The following is a 19307-nucleotide window of genomic DNA, read 5'->3' as shown; positions in this document are numbered from 1 at the left end:
GACACAAAGAGGAAACCCAAGGAAGCAGACGCAGTTCACCTCTACCGCACCACTTCAAACTCATGGCCCAAGGCCAGGCAGTGGCTGAGCCATTCACCGAGGAACACATTGAGCTGTGCTTTCTCATCGGGCTGGTGCATGAACACATTCGGGTAAGGATAGATGCTGCGAAAGCGTCGTGCGTGCTCGGCGCTGATCACTTCGGCCATACGGGCGTCGTGGTAGACCTGTACTTCCAGTTGCGGCACCGGCAACCACGGCAGGCTGTGTTCCTGGCGCACCCGCAGGGTGGTGGTGTACGGGCAGGTGAGAATGACTTCCAGGGTCAGCACGCCGAGCATCTGGTCGCCATGGGTGACAGCAATGCGCCGCGCCTGGGGGGCGTGGCGCATGTCCGGGAGCAGGCGCATCAGCCGCGCATAGTTGGCCTCGCAGGCCGCTTGCAGCCCGATCAGGTCTACTCGATAACGTTCCCGTGCCTTTACTGCCATAACCCCCTCACTTCCGCGCGATTAAGCGCAAGCCATTGCAGGGCGATAATGCTGGCTGCGTTGGAAATCTTGCCGTCGCGCACCGCCTGCAAGGCATCTTCGAATGCCCAGGCGGTGACGCGGATATCTTCTGCTTCTTCTTCCAATCCATGGACGCCACCCGCGCCCGAGCTGTCGCAACGGCCCAGGTACAGGTGGACAAATTCGGTACTGCCGCCCGGCGATGGGAAATACTTGGTGATCGGCCACAGCGCGGAGAATGTCAGCCCAGCTTCCTCCTCGGCCTCGCGGTGTGCAACCTCCTCGGGTTGCTCATCCTTGTCAATCAGGCCGGCGACCATCTCCACCAGCCAGGGGTTATCGGCGCGGCCCATGGCGCCGACGCGGAACTGTTCGATCAGCACCACCTCATCGCGCAGCGGGTCGTAGGGCAGCACGCATACGGCGTCATGACGCACGAACACCTCGCGGTTGATCACCCGACTCATGCCGCCGTCGAATTTTTCGTGGCGCAGTTGCAGGCGATCGAGCTTGTAGAAGCCTTTATAGGCATTGTCACGCTGAACAATCTCGATTTTGTTCGGCGTCGACTTCGCGATGTCCGTCATGGTGTCCCTCGTTAAGCTCGTGCAATGGGCGCCATCCTAACGCGACGACGCCCGTTGATGCAGCCCCTTTGCGGTTGCCGGGAGAGGCGGCGAGCGTCAAACTCACTGCAATCAGTTTAGTGGCGAACTGGCGGCCACGTTGGCAGTCCAAGCGCTACTCTTTTCGCTTTCCATCGATTTACGAAGGACACACATGTCGCTTTTAAAAATCGCCTCCGTGGCCTGTATTGCCTTGACCCTGGGTGCTTGCCAGAGCCTGTTCCAACCTGCCTATCTCAAGCCGCTGGACGTTACTACCGACAAATCGGAGCAGATCAAGCCCGGCTGTGATAGCCCGGCCTGCCCGCTGGTGAATATCGACACCGTGCATTTCCCCACCGAGCCACAACTCGACAGCCTGGTGGAACAGCGTTTGCTGCAAATGACCCGCGCCACGCCTGGCGCCAGCGTACCGGCGAGCCTGACCGCCTACCGGAACACCTTCCTGCGTGAGTCGCCTGACCGCCACGGCATGTACTTGCAAGCCAAGGTACGTGACCAGCATGACGGACTGGTGATCGTTGAAGTGTCCAGCTACCTGGACACCGGCGTCGCCCACGGCGAGCCAGGCCGCGGGTTTATCAACTATTCACGGATTCTGCATAAGGAACTGACCCTGGCCGACATGCTGCTGCCCGGCCAGGAGCAGGCGTTCTGGAATACCGCTAAAGTTGCCCACAACAGCTGGTTGATCAGCACCAAGATGGATCGCGATCCGGAGTTCGTGAAGAGCTGGCCGTTTCAGAAAACCCCGAACGTGGCCCTGACCAGCGGCGGCGTGGTGCTCAAGTACAACGTCAGCACCATCGCCCCTTACGCACAGGGGCTGATCGAAATCACCCTGCCCTATACGCGCCTCACCGGCGTGATCAAGCCTGAGCTGATGCCGGCACGCCGCTGATCGGTTGTTATTGCAGGGGAGAGTGGGTGTTTGTCGGATCGCTATCGCGGGCAAGCCCGACTCCCACAGGGGACCGGCTGTGAACACAAAATCTGTGTCCACTTAGGCCAACTGTGGGAGCCGGGCTTGCCCGCGATGACGGCGGTGCAGGCACCGCCGCCTATGGATCAGACCTTCTTGTAGAGCTGGCTACCTTCCTGCTTGAACCGCTCAGCCTGCTCGGCCAAGCCCTTGGCCACATCCACATCCACCGCATCGATGCGCTGGTTGGCCGCGTACTCACGCACTTCCTGGGTGATTTTCATCGAACAGAACTTAGGCCCGCACATCGAACAGAAATGCGCGACCTTGGCCGAATCCTTCGGCAAGGTTTCATCGTGATATGAACGTGCGGTATCCGGGTCCAGGCCGAGGTTGAACTGGTCTTCCCAGCGGAACTCGAAGCGCGCCTTGCTCAAGGCGTTATCGCGAATCTGCGCGCCGGGGTGGCCTTTGGCGAGGTCGGCCGCGTGGGCCGCGATCTTGTAGGTAATGATCCCGGTCTTCACGTCATCCTTGTTCGGCAAGCCCAGGTGCTCCTTGGGCGTGACGTAGCAGAGCATGGCACAACCGAACCAGCCGATCATTGCCGCGCCGATACCCGAAGTGATGTGATCATAGCCGGGCGCAATGTCGGTGGTCAGCGGGCCTAGGGTGTAGAACGGCGCCTCGTCGCAGCACTCCAGTTGCTTGTCCATGTTCTCCTTGATCAACTGCATCGGCACATGGCCGGGGCCTTCGATCATGGTTTGCACGTCGTGCTTCCAGGCGGTCTTGGTCAGTTCGCCCAGGGTTTCCAGTTCGCCGAATTGCGCGGCGTCGTTGGCATCGGCAATCGAACCCGGGCGCAAGCCATCGCCAAGGGAGAAGCTGACGTCATAGGCCTTCATGATTTCGCAGATTTCGTCGAAATGCGTGTAGGTGAAGTTCTCTTTGTGGTGGGCCAGGCACCACTTGGCCATGATCGAACCACCACGGGAGACGATGCCGGTCACGCGCTTGGCAGTCAGCGGCACATACCGCAGCAATACCCCAGCGTGGATGGTGAAGTAGTCGACGCCCTGCTCGGCCTGTTCGATCAAGGTGTCGCGGAACAGCTCCCAGGTCAGGTCTTCGGCGGCGCCCCCGACTTTTTCCAGGGCCTGGTAGATCGGCACGGTCCCGATTGGCACTGGCGAGTTGCGGATGATCCACTCGCGGGTTTCGTGGATGTGTTTACCGGTGGACAGGTCCATCACCGTGTCCGAGCCCCAGCGAATGCCCCAGGTGAGCTTCGCCACTTCCTCTTCGATGGACGAACCCAGGGCGCTGTTGCCAATGTTGCCGTTGATCTTCACCAGGAAGTTACGGCCGATGATCATCGGTTCCAGCTCGGTGTGGTTGATGTTGGCCGGGATGATCGCGCGGCCCCGGGCGATTTCTTCGCGTACGAATTCAGGCGTGATGATTTTCGGCACGCTGGCGCCGAAGCTGTGGCCGGCGTGCTGCTGATCCAGCAAGCCACTGGCACGGGCCTCTTCAAGCTTCATGTTTTCGCGGATGGCGACGTATTCCATCTCGGCCGTGATGATGCCTTTGCGCGCGTAATGCATTTGCGTGACGTTGGCACCGGCCTTGGCGCGGCGCGGGTTCTTTACATGGGCAAAACGCAGGGCAGTCAGTTCGGCGTCGCTCAAGCGCTGCTGGCCGAAGTGCGATGTGAGACCGGGCAGGCGCTCGGTGTCGTCGCGTACTTCGATCCACGGCGAGCGCACGTCGGCCAGGCCTTTGCGCACGTCGATAATCACATTCGGGTCGGTGTAGGGGCCTGAGGTGTCGTAGACGGTAACCGGCGCGTTGATTTCGCCGCCGAAATCGGTGGGCGTGACGTCCAGGCTGATCTCGCGCATCGGCACGCGAATATCCGGGCGGGAGCCCTGCACGTAGATTTTCTGCGAGCGGGTAAACGGCTGCACGGAGCCGGAGTCGACCTTGGCCGATTCACTCAGGTGCACGGTATTTTTTAGTTTTGTACTCATCACGGGCTCTCCAACTTATCCAGGCGGTGGATTTTTGTCGGAGCGAACCTGTGACGGACGGACGCACTGTAACCAGTGCTGTGCTTGGCGCACGAGGGCTGTTCGATTGTCGAACAACATCCCGGACGAAGCACAAGAGGACTCGCCGGGTGACGAGAAATCTTGTTCCCTACGCAGGCGCTAACCTGATCAGGTTCAACGGGATCCGGTATTACCGATCTCAGCCTTCCAACAAGGCACCCCGACAAGAACGCGGCCAGTCTAGACCATGGCGTGGGCAAATTGCCAATAGCGGTGCATTCAGCGTGATGAATGGCGCGATCGTGGGATTGTTGTGCGCAGGTCCGGCCACTACACTCGGGCACTGCTTCAAGGCTTGACGCCAGGAATGGCCAGCCTTAGCCTTGAGCGCTAAATTATAGTCGTAATATTAAAATTAGGGATCGCCTCATGCTGCGCAAACTCTCACTGGCTGTTGCCGTGTCTTGTGCGACCAACGGACTGGTCTGGGCAGCTGAAGCGCCCTTGTCCGCCAATACCGACCTGGTCAGCGTCTATCAGGAAGCGGCGCACAACAACGCCGACCTGGCCGCTGCCCGTGCGCAGTACGGCGCGCAAAAAGAAGTGGTGCCCCAGGCCCGCGCAGGTTTGCTGCCGAATCTGTCGGCCGGTGCCGACAGCAATAACGTGCGCACCCAGATCGATCAACCGGCCGCCACGGCCAACCGTGACGCCCACTCCTGGCGCGCCACCCTGAGCCAGCCGCTGTTTCGCGCCGACCGCTGGTTCCAGCTGCAAGCCGCCCAAGCGGTCAACGAGCAAGCCTCGCTGCAACTGTCGGCCTCCGAGCAGAACCTGATTTTGCAAAGTGCCGAGAGCTACTTCGCCGTGCTGCGTGCCCAGGACAACCTGGCGTCGACCAAAGCCGAAGAAAATGCCTTCAAGCGCCAGCTCGACCAGTCCAACGAACGCTTCGATGTGGGCCTGTCGGACAAGACCGATGTGCTGCAATCCCAGGCCAGCTACGACACTGCCCGGGCCAACCGCATCCTGGCCCAGCGTCAGGTGGACGACGCTTTCGAAGCGCTGATCACCCTGACCAACCGCCAATACAATTCGATCCAGGGCATCGTTCATACGCTGCCGGTGCTGCCGCCGGCGCCGAACGACGCCAAGGCCTGGGTCGAAACCGCCGGGCGCCAGAATCTCAACCTGCTCGCCAGCAATTACGCGGTAACCGCCGCCGAAGAAACCCTTCGGCAGCGCAAGGCCGGCCACTTGCCGACCCTCGATGCGGTTGCGCAATACGAAAAAGGCGACAACGACGCCCTGGGTTTCAGCAACCCGAATCAGTTGCCCATCCCGTACGGTGGCGATGTGTCGCAACGCACCGTCGGCCTGCGCTTGAACATCCCGATCTATAGCGGCGGCCTTACCAGCTCGCAAGTGCGCGAATCCTATTCGCGCCTCGACCAGACCGAGCAACAACGTGAAGGCCTGCGCCGCCAAGTGGTGGAAAACACCCGCAATCTGCACCGTGCAGTCAACACCGATGTGGAGCAGGTGCAAGCGCGCCGCCAGTCGATCATCTCCAACCAGAGCGCGGTGGAAGCCACGGAAATCGGCTATCAGGTGGGCACGCGCAACATCGTCGACGTGCTGGACTCACAGCGCCAGCTGTACGCGTCGGTGCGCAACTACAACAACAGCCGCTACGATTACATCCTCGACAACCTGCGCTTGAAGCAGGCGGCCGGCACGCTCAACCCGGGGGATTTGCAAGATCTGGCGCGCTATCTCAAGGCTGACTACAACCCGGACAAAGACTTCCTGCCGCCGGACCTGGCCAAAGCCGCTGCCGAACAGCTCAAGGCCCGCCCCGGCTATTAAAATGTGGGAGCTGGCTTGCCTGCGATGCAGACACCTCGGTACATCAGGTACACCGAGGTGATGCTATCGCAGGCAAGCCAGCTCCCACATTGGGTTGGTGTTGTCAGTGTTTGATCAGTTTGTCCAAACCGTCCAGTAAACGCTTGAGCGCGCCCTGATTGGCCTGCATCACCTTGAGCCCCGCCTGCGCCATCTTGCGTGCGTCCTGGGGCAACTCAAACAACTGTCGCACCGCTTCGGCCAGCCCATCGGCATCGTCCACCTCTCGCAACGCCCCGGCGTCGCGCATCATCGCGGTGATGTCGAGGAAATTGAAGACATGCGGGCCCATGATCACCGGTTTACCCAGCGCCGCCGGTTCCAGCGGGTTGTGCCCGCCGGTCGGCACCAGGCTGCCGCCGACGAATGCGCTGTCGGCCAGGGCGTAAAGAAACAGCAATTCGCCCATGGTGTCGCCGAGCAGCACCGAGGTGTGCTCGGTAACCGGCTCGCCGCTGGAGCGACGCACGGTGGCAAACCCTTGCTGCACGCAGCGCTCAAACGTAGGGCCAAAGCGCTCCTGATGACGGGGCACCAGAATCAGCAGTGCATTGGGATAGTTCGCCAGCAACTGGCGATGAGCGGCCAGCACCACGTCATCTTCACCTTCGTGGGTACTGGCGGCGATCCAGACCGGACGCTCGCTGGCGCCCCATTGTTCACGCAGGGCAGCGGCGCGGGCCGTCAACTGCGGGTCGATGCTCAGGTCGAACTTGATCGAGCCGGTCACTTCCACGGTTTCAGGACGTGCACCCAGGCTGCGCAAGCGTTCGGCCTCGGTCTCGGTCTGTACGGCGAACAGGCTCATTTCTGCCAGCATCGGCGCCGTCAGCTTGGCAAATCGCGCGTACCCCTTGGCCGAGCGCGCCGACAACCGCGCATTGGCCAGCGCCACCGGGATACCGCGCTGGGCACAGGCGTGGATATGGTTGGGCCACAGCTCGGTTTCCATGATCACCGCCAGCGTGGGCTGGACGCGGTTCAAAAAACGCTTGGCGGCGCACGGTAAGTCGTACGGCAAATAGCAGTGCTGGATGCGGGGTTCGTTGGCGAACAACGCCTGGATCCGCTCGGAACCGGTGGGCGTCATGCAGGTGACGGTAATCGGCAGCTGTGGATAACGCTCCAACAAGCCGCGAACCATCGGGGCGGCGGCAATGCTTTCGCCGACCGACACCGCGTGCACCCAGATCCCGCCGGGCCGCATCACCGGAAAGCCATAGGAAAACCGCTCGCCCACCCGCTTGGCATAGGCCGGCGCTTTGCGCGCACGCAACCACAAGCGTAAAGCCACCAACGGCAGCGCCAGGTAAAACAGACAGCTGTAGAGAGTTCTATTCATGGCGGCGGAGTTTATCGGCTTTTTCAGTCGATCGCCTGCAAGCACTCGGCAAAACGTTTGGCCAGGAAGCGCGCGGCAGGCCCAAGGTGCTCGTCGCGGCGCCACACCAATTCCACCACCAGGGCGGGCGGGGTCCACTCGCTGGCCAATTCGACCATCTGTTGCTGGTAGGTCGGGTATTGCACGATATGCCGAGGCAGCCAGGCCCAGCCCAGGCCACTCATCAGCCATTCGGCCAATACGTAGAAGCTGTCGGCGCGCCACACCAGGGGGCTGGCCGCCTCGCTGCCGGGGTAGACGCTGGTCTGGGTCGACATCAGCAACTGCCGAAACTGGGCCAGGTGTTGGCACGTCACGTACTGCTCCTTGGCCAACGGGTGATTGACTCCGCACACCGTGACCATTTCCACGCTGCCCACCACCCTTCGCTCCAGGGCTTCGGGAATCTGGTCGTGATAGAACAACAGCCCCAGGTCCGCCTTGCGCTCCACCAGCTTGCGCGCCACATCGCCCTGGGCCGCGCTGGACAACTGCACCTCCAGCAGCGGGTAGTGCACGGCCAGCGCCTCCAGGCTGTCGAGCACAGGCTGGAACAACATCGCCTCATCCTGAGCCAGGCGCAGGCAGGCTTCCTCGCCGCGGGTCAACGACAACGCCCGGCCCGTGAGGCGCTCACACTGGCGCAGCACCTCACGCGCTTCCTCCAACAACACACTGCCGGCCTCGGTCAGGCGCGGTTGCCGGCCGCTGCTACGTTCGAACAGGACAACGCCCAAGTCAGCCTCCAGCAGGGCAATGCCACTGCTGACCGCCGATTGCGCCTTGCGCTGCCCACGCGCCACGGCAGAAAACGAGCGCTGCTCGGCGACGCTGACAAACAGGCGCATCTGCTCCAGATCCCATTGCACGCTCATGGCTCAACCCATCTCAATTCCAGATAGGTAATGACTTTACCCCATCTGGCGAACCTCTAGAATGCCGACCTTATCAAATGCGCATCACCTCGAGGATTGCCCCATGAATGCCGCCTACTACTACTTGGCCATCGCCATCTGCTCGGAAGTGATCGCCACCGTTTCCATGAAAGCCATCAAAGGCTGGAGCACCCCTATTCCGTTGTTGCTGGTGATCGTCGGTTACGGCGTGGCGTTCTGGATGCTGACTCTGGTGGTGCGCACCGTGCCGGTCGGCGTGGCATACGCGGTATGGGCAGGGATGGGCATCGTCATGGTCAGCATCGCGGCGCTGTTCATCTACGGGCAGAAGTTGGATGTGCCGGCGATGCTGGGGATGGGCCTGATTGTGCTGGGCGTGGTGGTGATTCAGCTGTTCTCGAAAACCGCCGGACACTGACCGCCACTCAACAGCCTGTATACTGCGCCTCTTGTCTTGAACACTGAGGTCGCCGATGCCATCCGTTATTTCCACCGACGTTCTGATTGTCGGCGCCGGGGTTGCCGGCCTCTGGCTCAATGCGCGCCTGCGCGGCCAGGGGTTTTCCACGGTACTGGTGGAAAGCGCCACCCTGGGCGGCGGGCAAAGCCTGAAGTCCCAGGGCATCATCCACGGCGGTGCGAAATACGCCCTGCATGGCGCCCTCACCGGCGCCTCCGAAGCCATTGCCGATATGCCGCGCCGCTGGCGTGAAGCCCTGGCCGGCAACGGCGAGCTGGACCTGTCCGGTGTGCGCGTGCTGTCCCAGGCACATTACTTGTGGTCGCCCGGGACGATTGCCGGCAACCTCACCAGCTTTTTCGCCAGCAAGGCCGTGCGTGGCCGCGTCGATCAGGTCAAGGGCGACGAACTGCCCCTGGCGCTGCAAGACCGTCGCTTCAAAGGCAAGGTCTACCGCCTGGCCGAGCTGGTGGTGGACGTGCCCAGCCTGATCAATCGCTTGGCGCAACTGGCTGGTGACAGCCTGCTCGCAGGTGTGCACATCGAACCGTTGCTGGAGGGTGACACCCTGGTGGGCTTGAAGGTCGATGGCCGTGAGATCCGCGCCCAGCGCATAGTCCTGAGCGCTGGCGGCGGCACGGCAGACTTGCTCGCCGCCCTGGGCCATAGCCAGCCGGCCATGCAAAAACGCCCGCTGCACATGATCATCGCCAAAGGCCCCGGCCTCAAGCCGCTGTACGCCCACTGCCTGGGCGGCGGCACCAAGCCACGGATTACCGTGACCACCCACCCGGCCGCGGATGGCAACTGGGTGTGGTACATGGGCGGTGATATCGCCGAGGCTGACGGTGTGGCGCGTACGCAGCAAGAACAGATCGCCACCGCGCAGAAAGAGCTCGCTCAACTGCTGCCCTGGATCGACATGAGCCAGACCCAGTGGGCCACCCTGCGGGTGGAACGCGCCGAGCCGCTGCAATCGGGGCTGAGCCGTCCCGATAACGCGTTCCTTGCCGAAGACGGCCGCCTGCTGGTCGGCTGGCCCACCAAACTGGCCCTGGCGCCGGACTTCGCCGACCGCGTACTACACGCTCTGGAGCGCGACGGCATCCGCCCAGGCGCCAATACCCCGCTGCCCGAGCTGCCAGCACCGGCAATCGGCCAACCCGTCTGGGAGCACCTGTTGCCATGAGCCTGCCAACCCTGCACGACCTGCATCGCCCCCTGGGCAGCACCGGCCTGCTGGTGTCGCCCCTGGGCCTGGGCACCGTCAAGTTGGGCCGCGACCAAGGGGTGAAATACCCCAACGGCTTTCAGATCCCTGGCGACGACGAGGCCCGCATGCTGTTGCGCCAGGCCCGCGAACTGGGCATCAACCTGATCGACACCGCACCGGCCTATGGCATGAGCGAAGAGCGCCTGGGGCCGCTGCTGCGTGACCAGCGCAAGGACTGGGTCATCGTCAGCAAGGTTGGCGAAGAGTTTGCCAATGGCGTGTCCCATCACGATTTCAGCGCGGCCCATACGCGGATGTCGATCGAACGCAGCCTGAAACGACTTGAAACGGATTTTATCGACCTGGTGCTGGTGCACTCCGACGGCAACGACTTGCATATCCTCAACGATTGCGAGGTTTACCAGACCCTGGCGCAGTTGAAGAAAGACGGCAAGATTCGCGGTTTCGGCTTCTCCGGCAAAACCGTCGAGGGCGGCGTGAAAGCGCTGGAACAGGGCGACTGCGCGATGGTCACCTACAACCTCAACGAACAGGCTGAGAAGGCCGTGATCGACTATGCGGCCGCCCACGGCAAGGGCATCCTGGTGAAAAAGGCGCTGGCCAGCGGCCACGTATGCCTGGAACCGGGAATGGATCCAATTCAGGCCAGTTTCACCTTGTTGTTCGCGCAAACGGGCGTCGCCAGTGCTATTGTCGGGACCATTAATCCGCTGCACCTGGCCCATAACGTAGCAACTGCTGCCCGGGTCATTCGTCAACTCTGATGCCGCCCACGCGGCCGACCCCGTCGCAAGAAGGAGCCGACATGCCGCGTACGCTCATAAGAAAGAACCCCAGCAACTTCAAGACACTGCCGCTGCACGTCGAAGCCACCCCCGAAGGCCTGAGCTACCAGAGCGTCGGCATGCCGCTCAACTTCGCCCAGACCCTGCAACGGCGCAAGCCGGTCGAGGTACCAGATGCCGAACGCTTCGCCCTGGAACTGGCGAACCTCGGCGTCTCGGTACGCCTGACCCTGCACTGGCAAAACAAGGACTACTGGGTGCTGGTGCGCCAACGCCGCCAGGACCGTGGCGACGTGGTGCTCAAGCTGATCTCCGGCTACGTCCCGGCCCATGAACTGAACCTGCCGCTGCACACCGCCATCCAGGAAATTGCCGAAGAGTGCCTGCTCGAAACACCCGAAGGCTGGCTCGGCGGGCGCTTCAACGACACCTGGCTGCCGGCGCCCTACTCCGCCGCCCTGCATTACCGCGAAGCCCTACCGTTTCGGCTCAGCCCCTTGTCCGGCGCCGCACGCCCGGTACGCTGCGCCACCATGCAACTGATCGAGCGCCCACGGGCCTACGTGCACCTGCCGACCGCCTCGCTGCAATTGATTTATGACCTGCGCCTGGAAGTGCCGAAGGAGGCCAAGTCCCTCAGTTTGTTTCATGTGGATGAGCGTTTGGAGGGCGACCAACTGGTGGCACGCCTGGATCGTCAGCGTCCGGACCTGTACTTGATGCCGCTCAAAGACGGCGAGCCGCTTGCAGAGTTGTATACCGTCAAGAAGGATCAGCTGTACCCGGCCAGCACGCGCGGCCTGTATCTGGCGGAAAGTTTTGCCCAGCAAGAAGGCTGGCTGGTGCGCGATGAGCGCATTCGCTGGAAGGACTGGCTCAGGCAGCAGGGCCTGGCAGAGCCGGAAAAAGACTCCAAGCTCAAGCGCTTGACCGGCAAGGCGCGGCAGATGCTGCGCAAGATCGTGCCGAAGAAAAGCTAGGGGCGAGCAGGCTCGCCCCACGGGGTATCACTCGTTGTTGCGGATCTTCTCGACAATCGCGGTGGTGGAGCTGTTTTCAACCAACCCCAGCACTTTGACCGTGCCACCGTAGGCACTGACGATGTCCGCACCGACCACTTGGTCGACGCTGTAGTCACCGCCCTTGACCAGCACGTCGGGCTTGACCTGGGCCAACAGATTTTCCGGCGTGCCTTCAGAGAAGCTGATCACCCAGTCCACCGCACCCAGGCCCGCGAGTACCGCCATGCGCCGGTCAACACTGTTGATCGGGCGGCCAGGGCCTTTCAAGCGGCTGACCGACGCGTCATCGTTGACCGCGACGATCAAACGGTCGCCTTGGGCACTCGCCTGCTCCAGGTACGTCACATGCCCGGCGTGCAGGATGTCAAAGCAACCGTTGGTGAACACAATGCTTTCGTTGTGAGCCCGGGCATCGTCAATCGCCAGCAGCAATTGCTCCAGGCCTAGCACACCGCGCTCCGAGCCTTCCGAGCGCTGAATCGCACGGCGCAACTCCGGTGCGCTGATGGCGGCGGTACCCAGCTTGCCCACCACAATGCCCGCCGCCAGGTTGGCCAGGGCCACGGCGTGGGGCAGTTCTTCACCGGCAGCAATGGAGGCTGCCAGGGTAGAAATCACGGTATCACCGGCGCCGGTGACGTCGAACACTTCACGGGCACGCGCTGGCAGGTGCATCGCCGGATGGCCCGGACGCAGCAGGGTCATGCCGTGCTCGCCACGGGTCACCAGCAAGGCGCCCAAGTCGAGATCGGCCATCAGCGCCGCGCCCTTGCTCACCAGTTCGTGCTCATCAGCGCAACCGCCGACGATGGTCTCGAACTCACTGAGGTTGGGCGTGAGCAGGCTGGCGCCTCGGTAAACCGAAAAGTCCTTGCCCTTGGGATCGGCCAGCACCGGAATGTTGCGGGCCTTGGCGGCCTGGATCAACACCTGGTGATTCTGCAAGGCGCCTTTGCCGTAGTCGGACAACACCAGCACCTTGATACCTTCGAGCAGTGCCTCGACCTGGTCGCCAAGGGCCAGGGCGTCGGTGGCGAAGGGTTCTTCAAAATCGATACGCAGCAACTGCTGATGACGGCTCATGACCCGCAGCTTGACGATGGTCGGCTGATAGGCGATGCGCTGAAACAACGCACGCACGCCGGCGCCCTGCAGGCTGTTGGCCAGGCTTTCGGCCGCTTCGTCGTCGCCGGTCACCCCCACCAGGGAGGCCGGGGCGCCGAGGGCGGCAATATTGAGCGCGACGTTGGCAGCGCCACCTGGGCGGTCTTCGATTTGCTCGACCTTGACGACCGGTACCGGAGCCTCAGGGGAAATCCGTGAGGTACCACCATGCCAGTAACGGTCGAGCATGACATCGCCGACCACCAAGACAGCGGCTTGATTGAATCGCGGCATGGACAACTTCATGGAGCAACCCACATACAAAATGAACAGGGGCGCGATATTAGCACAGGGTTTGCGATGGCTTGCGACCGCCGCAGGGCAAATGTGGGAGGGGATTTGCTCTCTGTAGGAGCGAGCAAGCTCGCTCCTACATTTCATTTACCCCGTGATGCCGGGTGGATCAGGTGATATCAGCCTGCACCGGTGCATCCAGGCCCATGGCATGCAGGCGGGCGTAATAGCCGTTCTGCGCCAACAACTCGCCATGGGTACCACGTTCGACAATCCGCCCGTCGTCCATCACCAAGATCAGATCAGCCTTCTCGATGGTGGACAAACGGTGCGCAATCACCAGGGTCGTGCGGCCTTGCATGACCTTATCCAGTGCCGCCTGGATGTGCCGCTCGGACTCGGTGTCCAGTGCCGAGGTGGCCTCGTCGAGGATCAGCAACGGCGCGTTCTTAAGCAATGCACGGGCAATCGCCAAACGCTGGCGCTGGCCGCCGGACAACAGCACACCGTTCTCACCCACCTGAGTATCAAAGCCCTTGGGCAACTGATCGATGAAGTCCTTGGCATTGGCATCCGCCGCCGCCGCTTCGACGTCGGCGCGAGGCGCACCGGCCAGGTCGCCATAGGCAATGTTGTTGGTCACGGTGTCGCTGAACAGGGTCACATGCTGGGTGACCTGGGCAATATGCTTGCGCAGGTTGAGCAGCTTGTAGTCTTCGATCTCGATGCCATCGAGCAGAATTTCACCGCTTTCATGGTGGTAGAAGCGCGGGATCAGGCTGGCCAGGGTCGACTTGCCACTGCCCGAACGCCCCACCAGCGCAATCATCTGCCCAGGCTCGGCGGTGAAGCTGATGTCCTTGAGCACATGGCGATCGGTGCCAGGGTAGGTGAAGTTCAGGTGACGCACTTCCAGACGACCGCTGACCTTGTCGCGTTCGAGAGTGCCGTGGTCGACCTCAACGTCTTCGTCCAGTTGTTCGAAGATGCTTTCGGCGCCCGCCACGCCTTTCTGGATGGTCGAGCTGACTTCCGAAAGTTGGCGGATCGGCTTGGGCAGCAAGCCCGCCAGGGTGATGTAGGCCACCATGTCACCCGCCGAGGCGTCGCCACGCAGGTACAGCACCAGGAACATCAGCACGGCCATGGCGGAGTAGATCACCAATTGCAGCGCCGGGGTGTAGATCGCCCCGGTGCGGGTCATGCGCAGTTGCTTGTTGGTGTTGCTCTGGCTGGCCTTGAAAAAGCGCTTCTGTTCGTAGACTTCGCCGCCGAAGCTGCGCACCACGCGGTAGCCCTGGATGGTCTCCGAGGCCACGTGGGTCACGTCGCCCATGGCCACCTGGATCTTCTTGCTCTGCTTGCGAAATTTCTTGCTGGCGGTACTGACCATCACGGCAATCAACGGCAGGATCGCGATCATTACCAAGGTGAGGCGCCAGTTCATGTACAGCAAGGAAGCGAACAGGAAGATCACCGTCATGCCTTCGCGAATCACCACCTTGATGGCATCGGTCGCGGCACCCGTGACCATGGTCACGTTGAAGGTAATGCGGGAAATAAGGTGCCCGGAGTTGTGGTTATCGAAGTAACGGTTGGGCAGCGTCAGCAGGTTGTTGAACAGTTGCACCCGCAGGTCGTGGACCAAACCCAGGGAGACCTTGGCCAACAGGTAGTTGCCCAGGAATGAACCCAGGCCCTGCCAGGCCGCGATCAGGATAATCAGCAGCGGCACCGCCTGCAGCAATTGCAGGTCGCGCAAAAAGGGCACGGTCGGGAACAGCACAGCTTCCGGATTGGAAAGACCGTCGACAAAGTACTTGAGGATGTAACCCAGCATCGGTTGGGTCGACGCGAAAATCAGAAATCCAAGGATACTCAACGCGAACAAGCCCATATAGGGCTTAACGTAACTGAGCAGGCGGAAGTATATTTTCAAGCTCGAAGGGCTTGCGCTCGGACTGGAGTCGGTCATATCACGCGGCGTTTTGAAAAAGGAGGCTGACTTTAGCACAGCTTCTCTGTTGTACTTGCACCCGGCGTAAGCCGCGGCCCGGTTGGATCCTACCGGCGACATTACTTAGCCACTAGCTTAAGATGGTCGGCTTTCTCTTTCTGGAATGGCTTTACTGTATGCACTCCAAGCGCCTTACCTATGGCTCAAATCGCGTTTTCGACTTCCTGGTCCTATGGATTTTGCCTGTTGGCTTGTTGCTGCTCCTGAGTGCACTGTTCTTTGTCGGCAATCGCAATGTACTGCACCGAATTGTCTACATCCTGTTCAGCGTACCGACCTTGTTTCTGTTGTGCATGCGTCCTCGGGAGTTCAAGGACCTGCTGCGCGAACCCCTGGCGATCGCGTTCCTGGCGTTCTCCGCCTGGGCGTTGACCAGTCTGCTCTGGAGCCCCGCGCCCAGTTCCGATACCGACCTGTTCAAGCGACCGCTGAATACCTTCATGCTGTTTGGTGGCTGCGGGCTGTTGCTGCATTACCGCAACGAATTGTTCAAACCGATCTTCTTCAGCGCTGCGGTGATTGCGCTGGTGGTGAGCCTGGGTAATCTGGTGGCGTTCGCCAAGGGCTATCAACCTGGCATGCGCATGATCGGTGGTCTGGGCGCCCTCGACAACCCGCTGCTCAGCTCGCACCTGTTTGGCTTTTTCACGGTGTACTGGCTATACGTCTGCATGACCACCCAGCGTCTCAACGTGCTGTGGTTCAGCGTACCGTCCCTGGCGATCATGACCGCTGCGGTGCTGGCGACCGGCTCACGCACGCCGCTGGTGGCGCTGACGCTGGCCATACTTTGGATGAGTTTTGTCAGCCGTAACCGCCGTGCGGCATTGCTACTCAGTGGGATGTTCCTAGGAGCTGTCGCGCTACTACTGTTTTACCCTGAATTGATCACCGAGCGGGGCACCTCATTTCGGCTCGAGCTGTGGAGTATTTCATTGCAGCTTATCGCCGAGCACCCCTGGATCGGACATAGCTACGACTCCGAGCTGTACCTGACCCTGGCAGAAGGCTATCAACTGCGCGAACCCCACAGCTTCGCACTCGGCGTGCTCTATTACGTCGGCATCATCGGTTTCATCCCGTGGGCCTTCATGCTCGGCTGGGGCTTGTATAAAGGCCTGCAGCAACGTGCACAGCCGCTGTTCATTCTGGCATCGTCGCTGCTGGCTTACGGCATCGGCGCAGGCCTGACCGAAGGCGGCGGCATATTGTCGCGCCCCAAGGAACACTGGTTCCTGCTGTGGATTCCCCTGGCAATTATCACTGGCCTGAGCCTCGCCCAACGCCACCGCAGCCTGCTGCGCATGAAGGTGCAGAACCTCAAGCCCGCGGCGTTTGAACAGCTGTGCAGCAACGCCCACGTGATTGAAGCCGATGGCCTGGGGCCCAAAGTCCTGCGCCTGGAGGACGGCAGTTTCCTCAAACTGTTCCGCCCACGCCGCTGGTACACCTCCGGCAGTTTCAACCCGTACTCCGAGCGCTTTGCCAGCAACAGCGAGCAACTGCGCACCCTGGGCATTCCCACGCCGCACATCCTTGGGCTCTATCGCCTCAGCGATGCCAGCAGCGCCGTGACCTACACACCACTGCCCGGCCTGACGTTGCGCCAAGCGCTGCAAAGCCTGGACAGCAGTCTGCGTGAGTCACTGGTGGAGCGCTTTGGCCGGTTCATGGCGCAACTGCACGAGCGCGGCGTGTACTTCCGCTCGCTGCACCTGGGTAACGTGTTGTTGATGGACGACGGTGAGTTTGCCCTGATCGACGTGGCTGACCTGCGCATCTACCCGTCTTCACTGCGTCACGCTCTGCGCCAACGTAACCTGCGCCACATGCAGCGTTATCCGCAGGACCGCAGCTGGCTGTTCGAAACGCACTTCGAACAACTGCTCAAAGGTTACGCCTCGGTGGCAAGCCCAACCGCCACTGCGAAAATCCGCGAGCAGGTCCAAAGCCTGTAAACACCTGTAGGAGCGAGCTTGCTCGCTCCTACAGGGTGCGGTGCCGGTTCAGCTCTTCTTGAGCGGCGCCAGATACAACCGCACCAGCCCCCGCAAGGTCTTGCGCCCCCAGAACTTCAAAGGGATCTGCTTGAGAATCTCCCGCGCCAACGGGCGGTCGCGGTCGGCGGTCTTGAGGAACATCGAGTTCAGGAAGTTGTAGCGAACCGCGTCATAGGCCGGGTGCTCGCTGAACTTCGCGTAGGTCTTGAGGATGTTCTGGATCATGTAGCGGTGGTTCTTGTACGTGTTGTTAGCGTGCTGGCGATACTTGGCCATCACCACGTCAAGGGCGTCGATGGTATAGCCCGCCGCCGTGATCTTCAGTTGGATCAGCAAGTCTTCCAGGGGAATCTGTGGGTCGAAACCACCGACCTCCTCCAGCACTTCGCGACGTATCAGCATGGTCGGCGCCGGTGGAAACGGTTTGCGGTCCAGGAACAGGTCGTCGAAATCCAGACAGCGAAACGGCACGTCGCGACGCTGTTTCTTCTCTGGGTGCAGGTTGCCATCCCCGTCGATCAGCTCGATATTGCCAGCACACATGCCCACCTTCGGCTTGCCGTCCATATACGCCACCTGGGTGGCAATACGGTCCGGCAACATGATGTCATCCGAGCCGAACGGTGCGATCAGGCTGCCCTTGGCGCGAGCAATCGCACCGTTCAAGGTGGCGCTGAGCCCTTGATTCTGCTGCACCTGGAAATCAAAGCCGTGCTCGGCCTGCAAGCGCTGGATGCGTTCGACGCTGTCATCCTTGGAGCCGTCGTCGACCACCAACAGCTCGATATTGGGGTAGGTCTGCCCCAGCACACTAAGAATACTTTGCTCGATGTACTGGCCATGGTTGTAGGAAGCGATGATCACCGAGACCAGGGGTTGTGGCTGATTCATGCTCTACCTACTTCACGCAAACCGGTTTCAATCAGGGTCAGGTACTTGTGCTTGAACTCGTCGAGGGTGTGGTTGGCCTCCAGATAGCGGAACACCTCCTCCCCCTTGGCGCGCAATTGTTCATCGCTCAAGGCCAGGTAAGTATCCAGGGCCGCAGCCAGTTGTTCGACATTGCCCGGGTCGTGGGACAAGCCGCCCGCGCCCTGCACCAGCGGCAGCATCGCCGGGCCGTTGGAGGCAATCACCGGCAGATGGCCGCTCATGCCTTCCAGCAAGGCCAGGCCCAGACCTTCGAACAGCGACGGCATGGTCCAGATATCGAAGCCACGCACGTACTTCATGCCGTCTTCGCGAAAACCCAGCAAGTGCGCACGGCCGGTCAGGCCCAGGCGCTCGATGTCGGCGCGCAGGTCGGCTTCGGCACGGCCGGAACCAATGATGCCCACCTGCGCCTCAGGGTATTTGTCCTTGAGCGTGGCGAAGGCTTGCAGCAGATGGGTATGACCCTTGATCGGCACGAGGCGGCCCAGGGCACCAATCATCCGTGCATCCATGGGCAGGCCCAAGGCCTTGCGTGCGTCTTCACGGGACAGCTGCAAAGCCTCTGCCTGGGGAATGTCGATCGCGTTGGTGACGTAGGTGGTGTTCTCACGGGTGAAGCCGCAGTTGAGGTCTACCAGGTAGTCCTTGACCGCTTCGGACACACCGACAAAGCGCCACGCCGGGCTGACCCAGCGCTGGGTCTGACGTCGACGGTAACCACGGGCGTACTCGCCAAAGCCGTGGGAGATGCCGATGCACAGCGGGATCTTCAACCAGCGGTTGAGCGACAGCATCATGTTCACCGACTTGAACCGGTTACAGATGACCACGTCGAACTTCTGCTCACGGCAGTATTTGTAGATCTGCCACATGGCGCCAAAGCGAATACCCTTGAGAGACTTCTCCGGCAGCTCGAAATAGTGGGAGTGCTCGGCCACGCTCAGGGGCTGGCCGGGCAGCGGGCGCCCACTGAGAAATCCGGAGGTCACCTCGAAACGCTCAGCCGGCAGGGATTTGACGATTTGCTCACCCAAGTCCGCGAAGTCATGGGTCTTGACGTTGTAGTCCGGCTGTAACTGCAAAACCTTGAAACGAGGCTTCATAACTCTCCATGCAGCGATCTGGCTACGGGCACGCAGCCCGGTAAAAAGGGCGG

At 61.3% G+C, this 19307-nt stretch carries 16 protein-coding genes and 1 riboswitch; of the genes, 7 read left to right on the top strand and 9 right to left on the bottom strand.

Going from position 1 to position 19307, the window contains the following annotated elements:
* Positions 1 to 41 precede the first annotated feature (41 nt).
* Both GH769_RS27445 and GH769_RS27440 read right to left on the bottom strand, forming a co-directional pair.
* Positions 42 to 491, bottom strand: coding sequence for a DUF1249 domain-containing protein (locus tag GH769_RS27445; RefSeq protein WP_003188022.1), 450 nt, complete (start codon positions 489 to 491; stop codon positions 42 to 44).
* Positions 482 to 1099 (bottom strand): NUDIX domain-containing protein, encoded by a 618-nt coding sequence (locus GH769_RS27440; RefSeq protein ID WP_014716649.1) that lies wholly within the window; start codon positions 1097 to 1099, stop codon positions 482 to 484. The genes GH769_RS27445 and GH769_RS27440 overlap by 10 nt, the downstream gene beginning before the upstream one ends.
* Before the next feature lie 193 nt (positions 1100 to 1292).
* Here GH769_RS27440 and GH769_RS27435 point away from each other — a divergent pair, with 193 nt between their 5' ends.
* Positions 1293 to 2039 (top strand): RsiV family protein, encoded by a 747-nt coding sequence (locus GH769_RS27435; protein ID WP_020301639.1) that lies wholly within the window; start codon positions 1293 to 1295, stop codon positions 2037 to 2039.
* A 167-nt stretch (positions 2040 to 2206) separates the two neighbouring features.
* On the opposite strand, the gene thiC is transcribed toward GH769_RS27435, so the two are convergent.
* Positions 2207 to 4096 carry a phosphomethylpyrimidine synthase ThiC gene (gene thiC, locus GH769_RS27430; protein WP_014716647.1) on the bottom strand — a complete coding sequence of 630 codons (1890 nt, stop codon included), beginning with the start codon at positions 4094 to 4096 and terminating at the stop codon, positions 2207 to 2209.
* Between the two features lie 149 nt (positions 4097 to 4245).
* A riboswitch (TPP riboswitch) is annotated at positions 4246 to 4350 on the bottom strand.
* 196 nt (positions 4351 to 4546) lie between these two features.
* Between thiC and GH769_RS27425 the strand changes: the two genes are divergently transcribed.
* Positions 4547 to 5986 (top strand): TolC family outer membrane protein, encoded by a 1440-nt coding sequence (locus GH769_RS27425; RefSeq protein WP_014716646.1) that lies wholly within the window; start codon positions 4547 to 4549, stop codon positions 5984 to 5986.
* Between the two features lie 103 nt (positions 5987 to 6089).
* On the opposite strand, the gene waaA is transcribed toward GH769_RS27425, so the two are convergent.
* Together waaA and GH769_RS27415 are read right to left on the bottom strand one after the other, a co-directional pair.
* On the bottom strand, positions 6090 to 7367 hold the full coding sequence (gene waaA, locus GH769_RS27420) for a lipid IV(A) 3-deoxy-D-manno-octulosonic acid transferase (RefSeq protein ID WP_020301640.1): 1278 nt from the start codon (positions 7365 to 7367) through the stop codon (positions 6090 to 6092).
* A 23-nt stretch (positions 7368 to 7390) separates the two neighbouring features.
* Complete coding sequence (locus GH769_RS27415; RefSeq protein ID WP_014716644.1) at positions 7391 to 8281, bottom strand: LysR family transcriptional regulator; 891 nt, start codon at positions 8279 to 8281, stop codon at positions 7391 to 7393.
* Positions 8282 to 8384: 103 nt separating this feature from the next.
* Here GH769_RS27415 and GH769_RS27410 point away from each other — a divergent pair, with 103 nt between their 5' ends.
* The 4 genes from GH769_RS27410 to GH769_RS27395 are packed head-to-tail and all read left to right on the top strand — an operon-like array spanning position 8385 to position 11761.
* Positions 8385 to 8720: a multidrug efflux SMR transporter gene (locus GH769_RS27410; RefSeq protein WP_003188013.1), complete on the top strand. Its 336-nt coding sequence runs from the start codon at positions 8385 to 8387 to the stop codon at positions 8718 to 8720.
* Between the two features lie 55 nt (positions 8721 to 8775).
* Positions 8776 to 9951, top strand: a complete 1176-nt coding sequence (locus tag GH769_RS27405) for an FAD-binding oxidoreductase (RefSeq protein WP_032904057.1) — start codon at positions 8776 to 8778, stop codon at positions 9949 to 9951.
* Positions 9948 to 10760, top strand: a complete 813-nt coding sequence (locus tag GH769_RS27400; protein ID WP_014716642.1) for an aldo/keto reductase — start codon at positions 9948 to 9950, stop codon at positions 10758 to 10760. Before GH769_RS27405 ends, GH769_RS27400 begins: the two co-directional genes overlap by 4 nt.
* Positions 10761 to 10801: 41 nt before the next feature.
* On the top strand, positions 10802 to 11761 hold the full coding sequence (locus tag GH769_RS27395) for a hypothetical protein (protein WP_003188010.1): 960 nt from the start codon (positions 10802 to 10804) through the stop codon (positions 11759 to 11761).
* 27 nt (positions 11762 to 11788) lie between these two features.
* On the opposite strand, the gene hldE is transcribed toward GH769_RS27395, so the two are convergent.
* Both hldE and msbA read right to left on the bottom strand, forming a co-directional pair.
* On the bottom strand, positions 11789 to 13213 hold the full coding sequence (hldE, locus tag GH769_RS27390) for a bifunctional D-glycero-beta-D-manno-heptose-7-phosphate kinase/D-glycero-beta-D-manno-heptose 1-phosphate adenylyltransferase HldE (RefSeq protein ID WP_014716641.1): 1425 nt from the start codon (positions 13211 to 13213) through the stop codon (positions 11789 to 11791).
* Between the two features lie 157 nt (positions 13214 to 13370).
* Complete coding sequence (gene msbA, locus GH769_RS27385) at positions 13371 to 15176, bottom strand: lipid A export permease/ATP-binding protein MsbA (protein ID WP_014716640.1); 1806 nt, start codon at positions 15174 to 15176, stop codon at positions 13371 to 13373.
* A 158-nt stretch (positions 15177 to 15334) separates the two neighbouring features.
* On the opposite strand from msbA, the gene GH769_RS27380 reads away from it, so the two are divergent.
* On the top strand, positions 15335 to 17176 hold the full coding sequence (locus GH769_RS27380) for a bifunctional O-antigen ligase/aminoglycoside phosphotransferase family protein (RefSeq protein WP_020301643.1): 1842 nt from the start codon (positions 15335 to 15337) through the stop codon (positions 17174 to 17176).
* Between the two features lie 48 nt (positions 17177 to 17224).
* On the opposite strand, the gene GH769_RS27375 is transcribed toward GH769_RS27380, so the two are convergent.
* Together GH769_RS27375 and GH769_RS27370 are read right to left on the bottom strand one after the other, a co-directional pair.
* On the bottom strand, positions 17225 to 18109 hold the full coding sequence (locus GH769_RS27375) for a glycosyltransferase (RefSeq protein WP_032904058.1): 885 nt from the start codon (positions 18107 to 18109) through the stop codon (positions 17225 to 17227).
* A complete protein-coding gene (locus GH769_RS27370; RefSeq protein WP_014716637.1) occupies positions 18106 to 19254 on the bottom strand; it encodes a glycosyltransferase family 4 protein in 1149 nt (382 codons plus the stop codon). Before GH769_RS27370 ends, GH769_RS27375 begins: the two co-directional genes overlap by 4 nt.
* Between the last annotated feature and the right edge of the window lie 53 nt (positions 19255 to 19307).

Source organism: Pseudomonas sp. CFSAN084952 (assembly GCF_009648855.1).
Classification (GTDB): domain Bacteria; phylum Pseudomonadota; class Gammaproteobacteria; order Pseudomonadales; family Pseudomonadaceae; genus Aquipseudomonas; species Aquipseudomonas paracarnis.
Note: the sequence above shows the minus strand (reverse complement) of the source record. Positions and strands in the feature narration are given on the sequence as shown.

What these genes read in the sequence shown, in the direction of transcription:
- GH769_RS27445 (WP_003188022.1), bottom strand. Translation starts at nt 491, where the DNA reads ATGGCAGTAAAGGCACGGGAACGTTATCGAGTAGACCTGATCGGGCTG.
- GH769_RS27440 (WP_014716649.1), bottom strand. Translation starts at nt 1,099, where the DNA reads ATGACGGACATCGCGAAGTCGACGCCGAACAAAATCGAGATTGTTCAG.
- GH769_RS27435 (WP_020301639.1), top strand. Translation starts at nt 1,293, where the DNA reads ATGTCGCTTTTAAAAATCGCCTCCGTGGCCTGTATTGCCTTGACCCTG.
- thiC (WP_014716647.1), bottom strand. Translation starts at nt 4,096, where the DNA reads ATGAGTACAAAACTAAAAAATACCGTGCACCTGAGTGAATCGGCCAAG.
- GH769_RS27425 (WP_014716646.1), top strand. Translation starts at nt 4,547, where the DNA reads ATGCTGCGCAAACTCTCACTGGCTGTTGCCGTGTCTTGTGCGACCAAC.
- waaA (WP_020301640.1), bottom strand. Translation starts at nt 7,367, where the DNA reads ATGAATAGAACTCTCTACAGCTGTCTGTTTTACCTGGCGCTGCCGTTG.
- GH769_RS27415 (WP_014716644.1), bottom strand. Translation starts at nt 8,281, where the DNA reads ATGAGCGTGCAATGGGATCTGGAGCAGATGCGCCTGTTTGTCAGCGTC.
- GH769_RS27410 (WP_003188013.1), top strand. Translation starts at nt 8,385, where the DNA reads ATGAATGCCGCCTACTACTACTTGGCCATCGCCATCTGCTCGGAAGTG.
- GH769_RS27405 (WP_032904057.1), top strand. Translation starts at nt 8,776, where the DNA reads ATGCCATCCGTTATTTCCACCGACGTTCTGATTGTCGGCGCCGGGGTT.
- GH769_RS27400 (WP_014716642.1), top strand. Translation starts at nt 9,948, where the DNA reads ATGAGCCTGCCAACCCTGCACGACCTGCATCGCCCCCTGGGCAGCACC.
- GH769_RS27395 (WP_003188010.1), top strand. Translation starts at nt 10,802, where the DNA reads ATGCCGCGTACGCTCATAAGAAAGAACCCCAGCAACTTCAAGACACTG.
- hldE (WP_014716641.1), bottom strand. Translation starts at nt 13,213, where the DNA reads ATGAAGTTGTCCATGCCGCGATTCAATCAAGCCGCTGTCTTGGTGGTC.
- msbA (WP_014716640.1), bottom strand. Translation starts at nt 15,176, where the DNA reads ATGACCGACTCCAGTCCGAGCGCAAGCCCTTCGAGCTTGAAAATATAC.
- GH769_RS27380 (WP_020301643.1), top strand. Translation starts at nt 15,335, where the DNA reads ATGCACTCCAAGCGCCTTACCTATGGCTCAAATCGCGTTTTCGACTTC.
- GH769_RS27375 (WP_032904058.1), bottom strand. Translation starts at nt 18,109, where the DNA reads ATGAATCAGCCACAACCCCTGGTCTCGGTGATCATCGCTTCCTACAAC.
- GH769_RS27370 (WP_014716637.1), bottom strand. Translation starts at nt 19,254, where the DNA reads ATGAAGCCTCGTTTCAAGGTTTTGCAGTTACAGCCGGACTACAACGTC.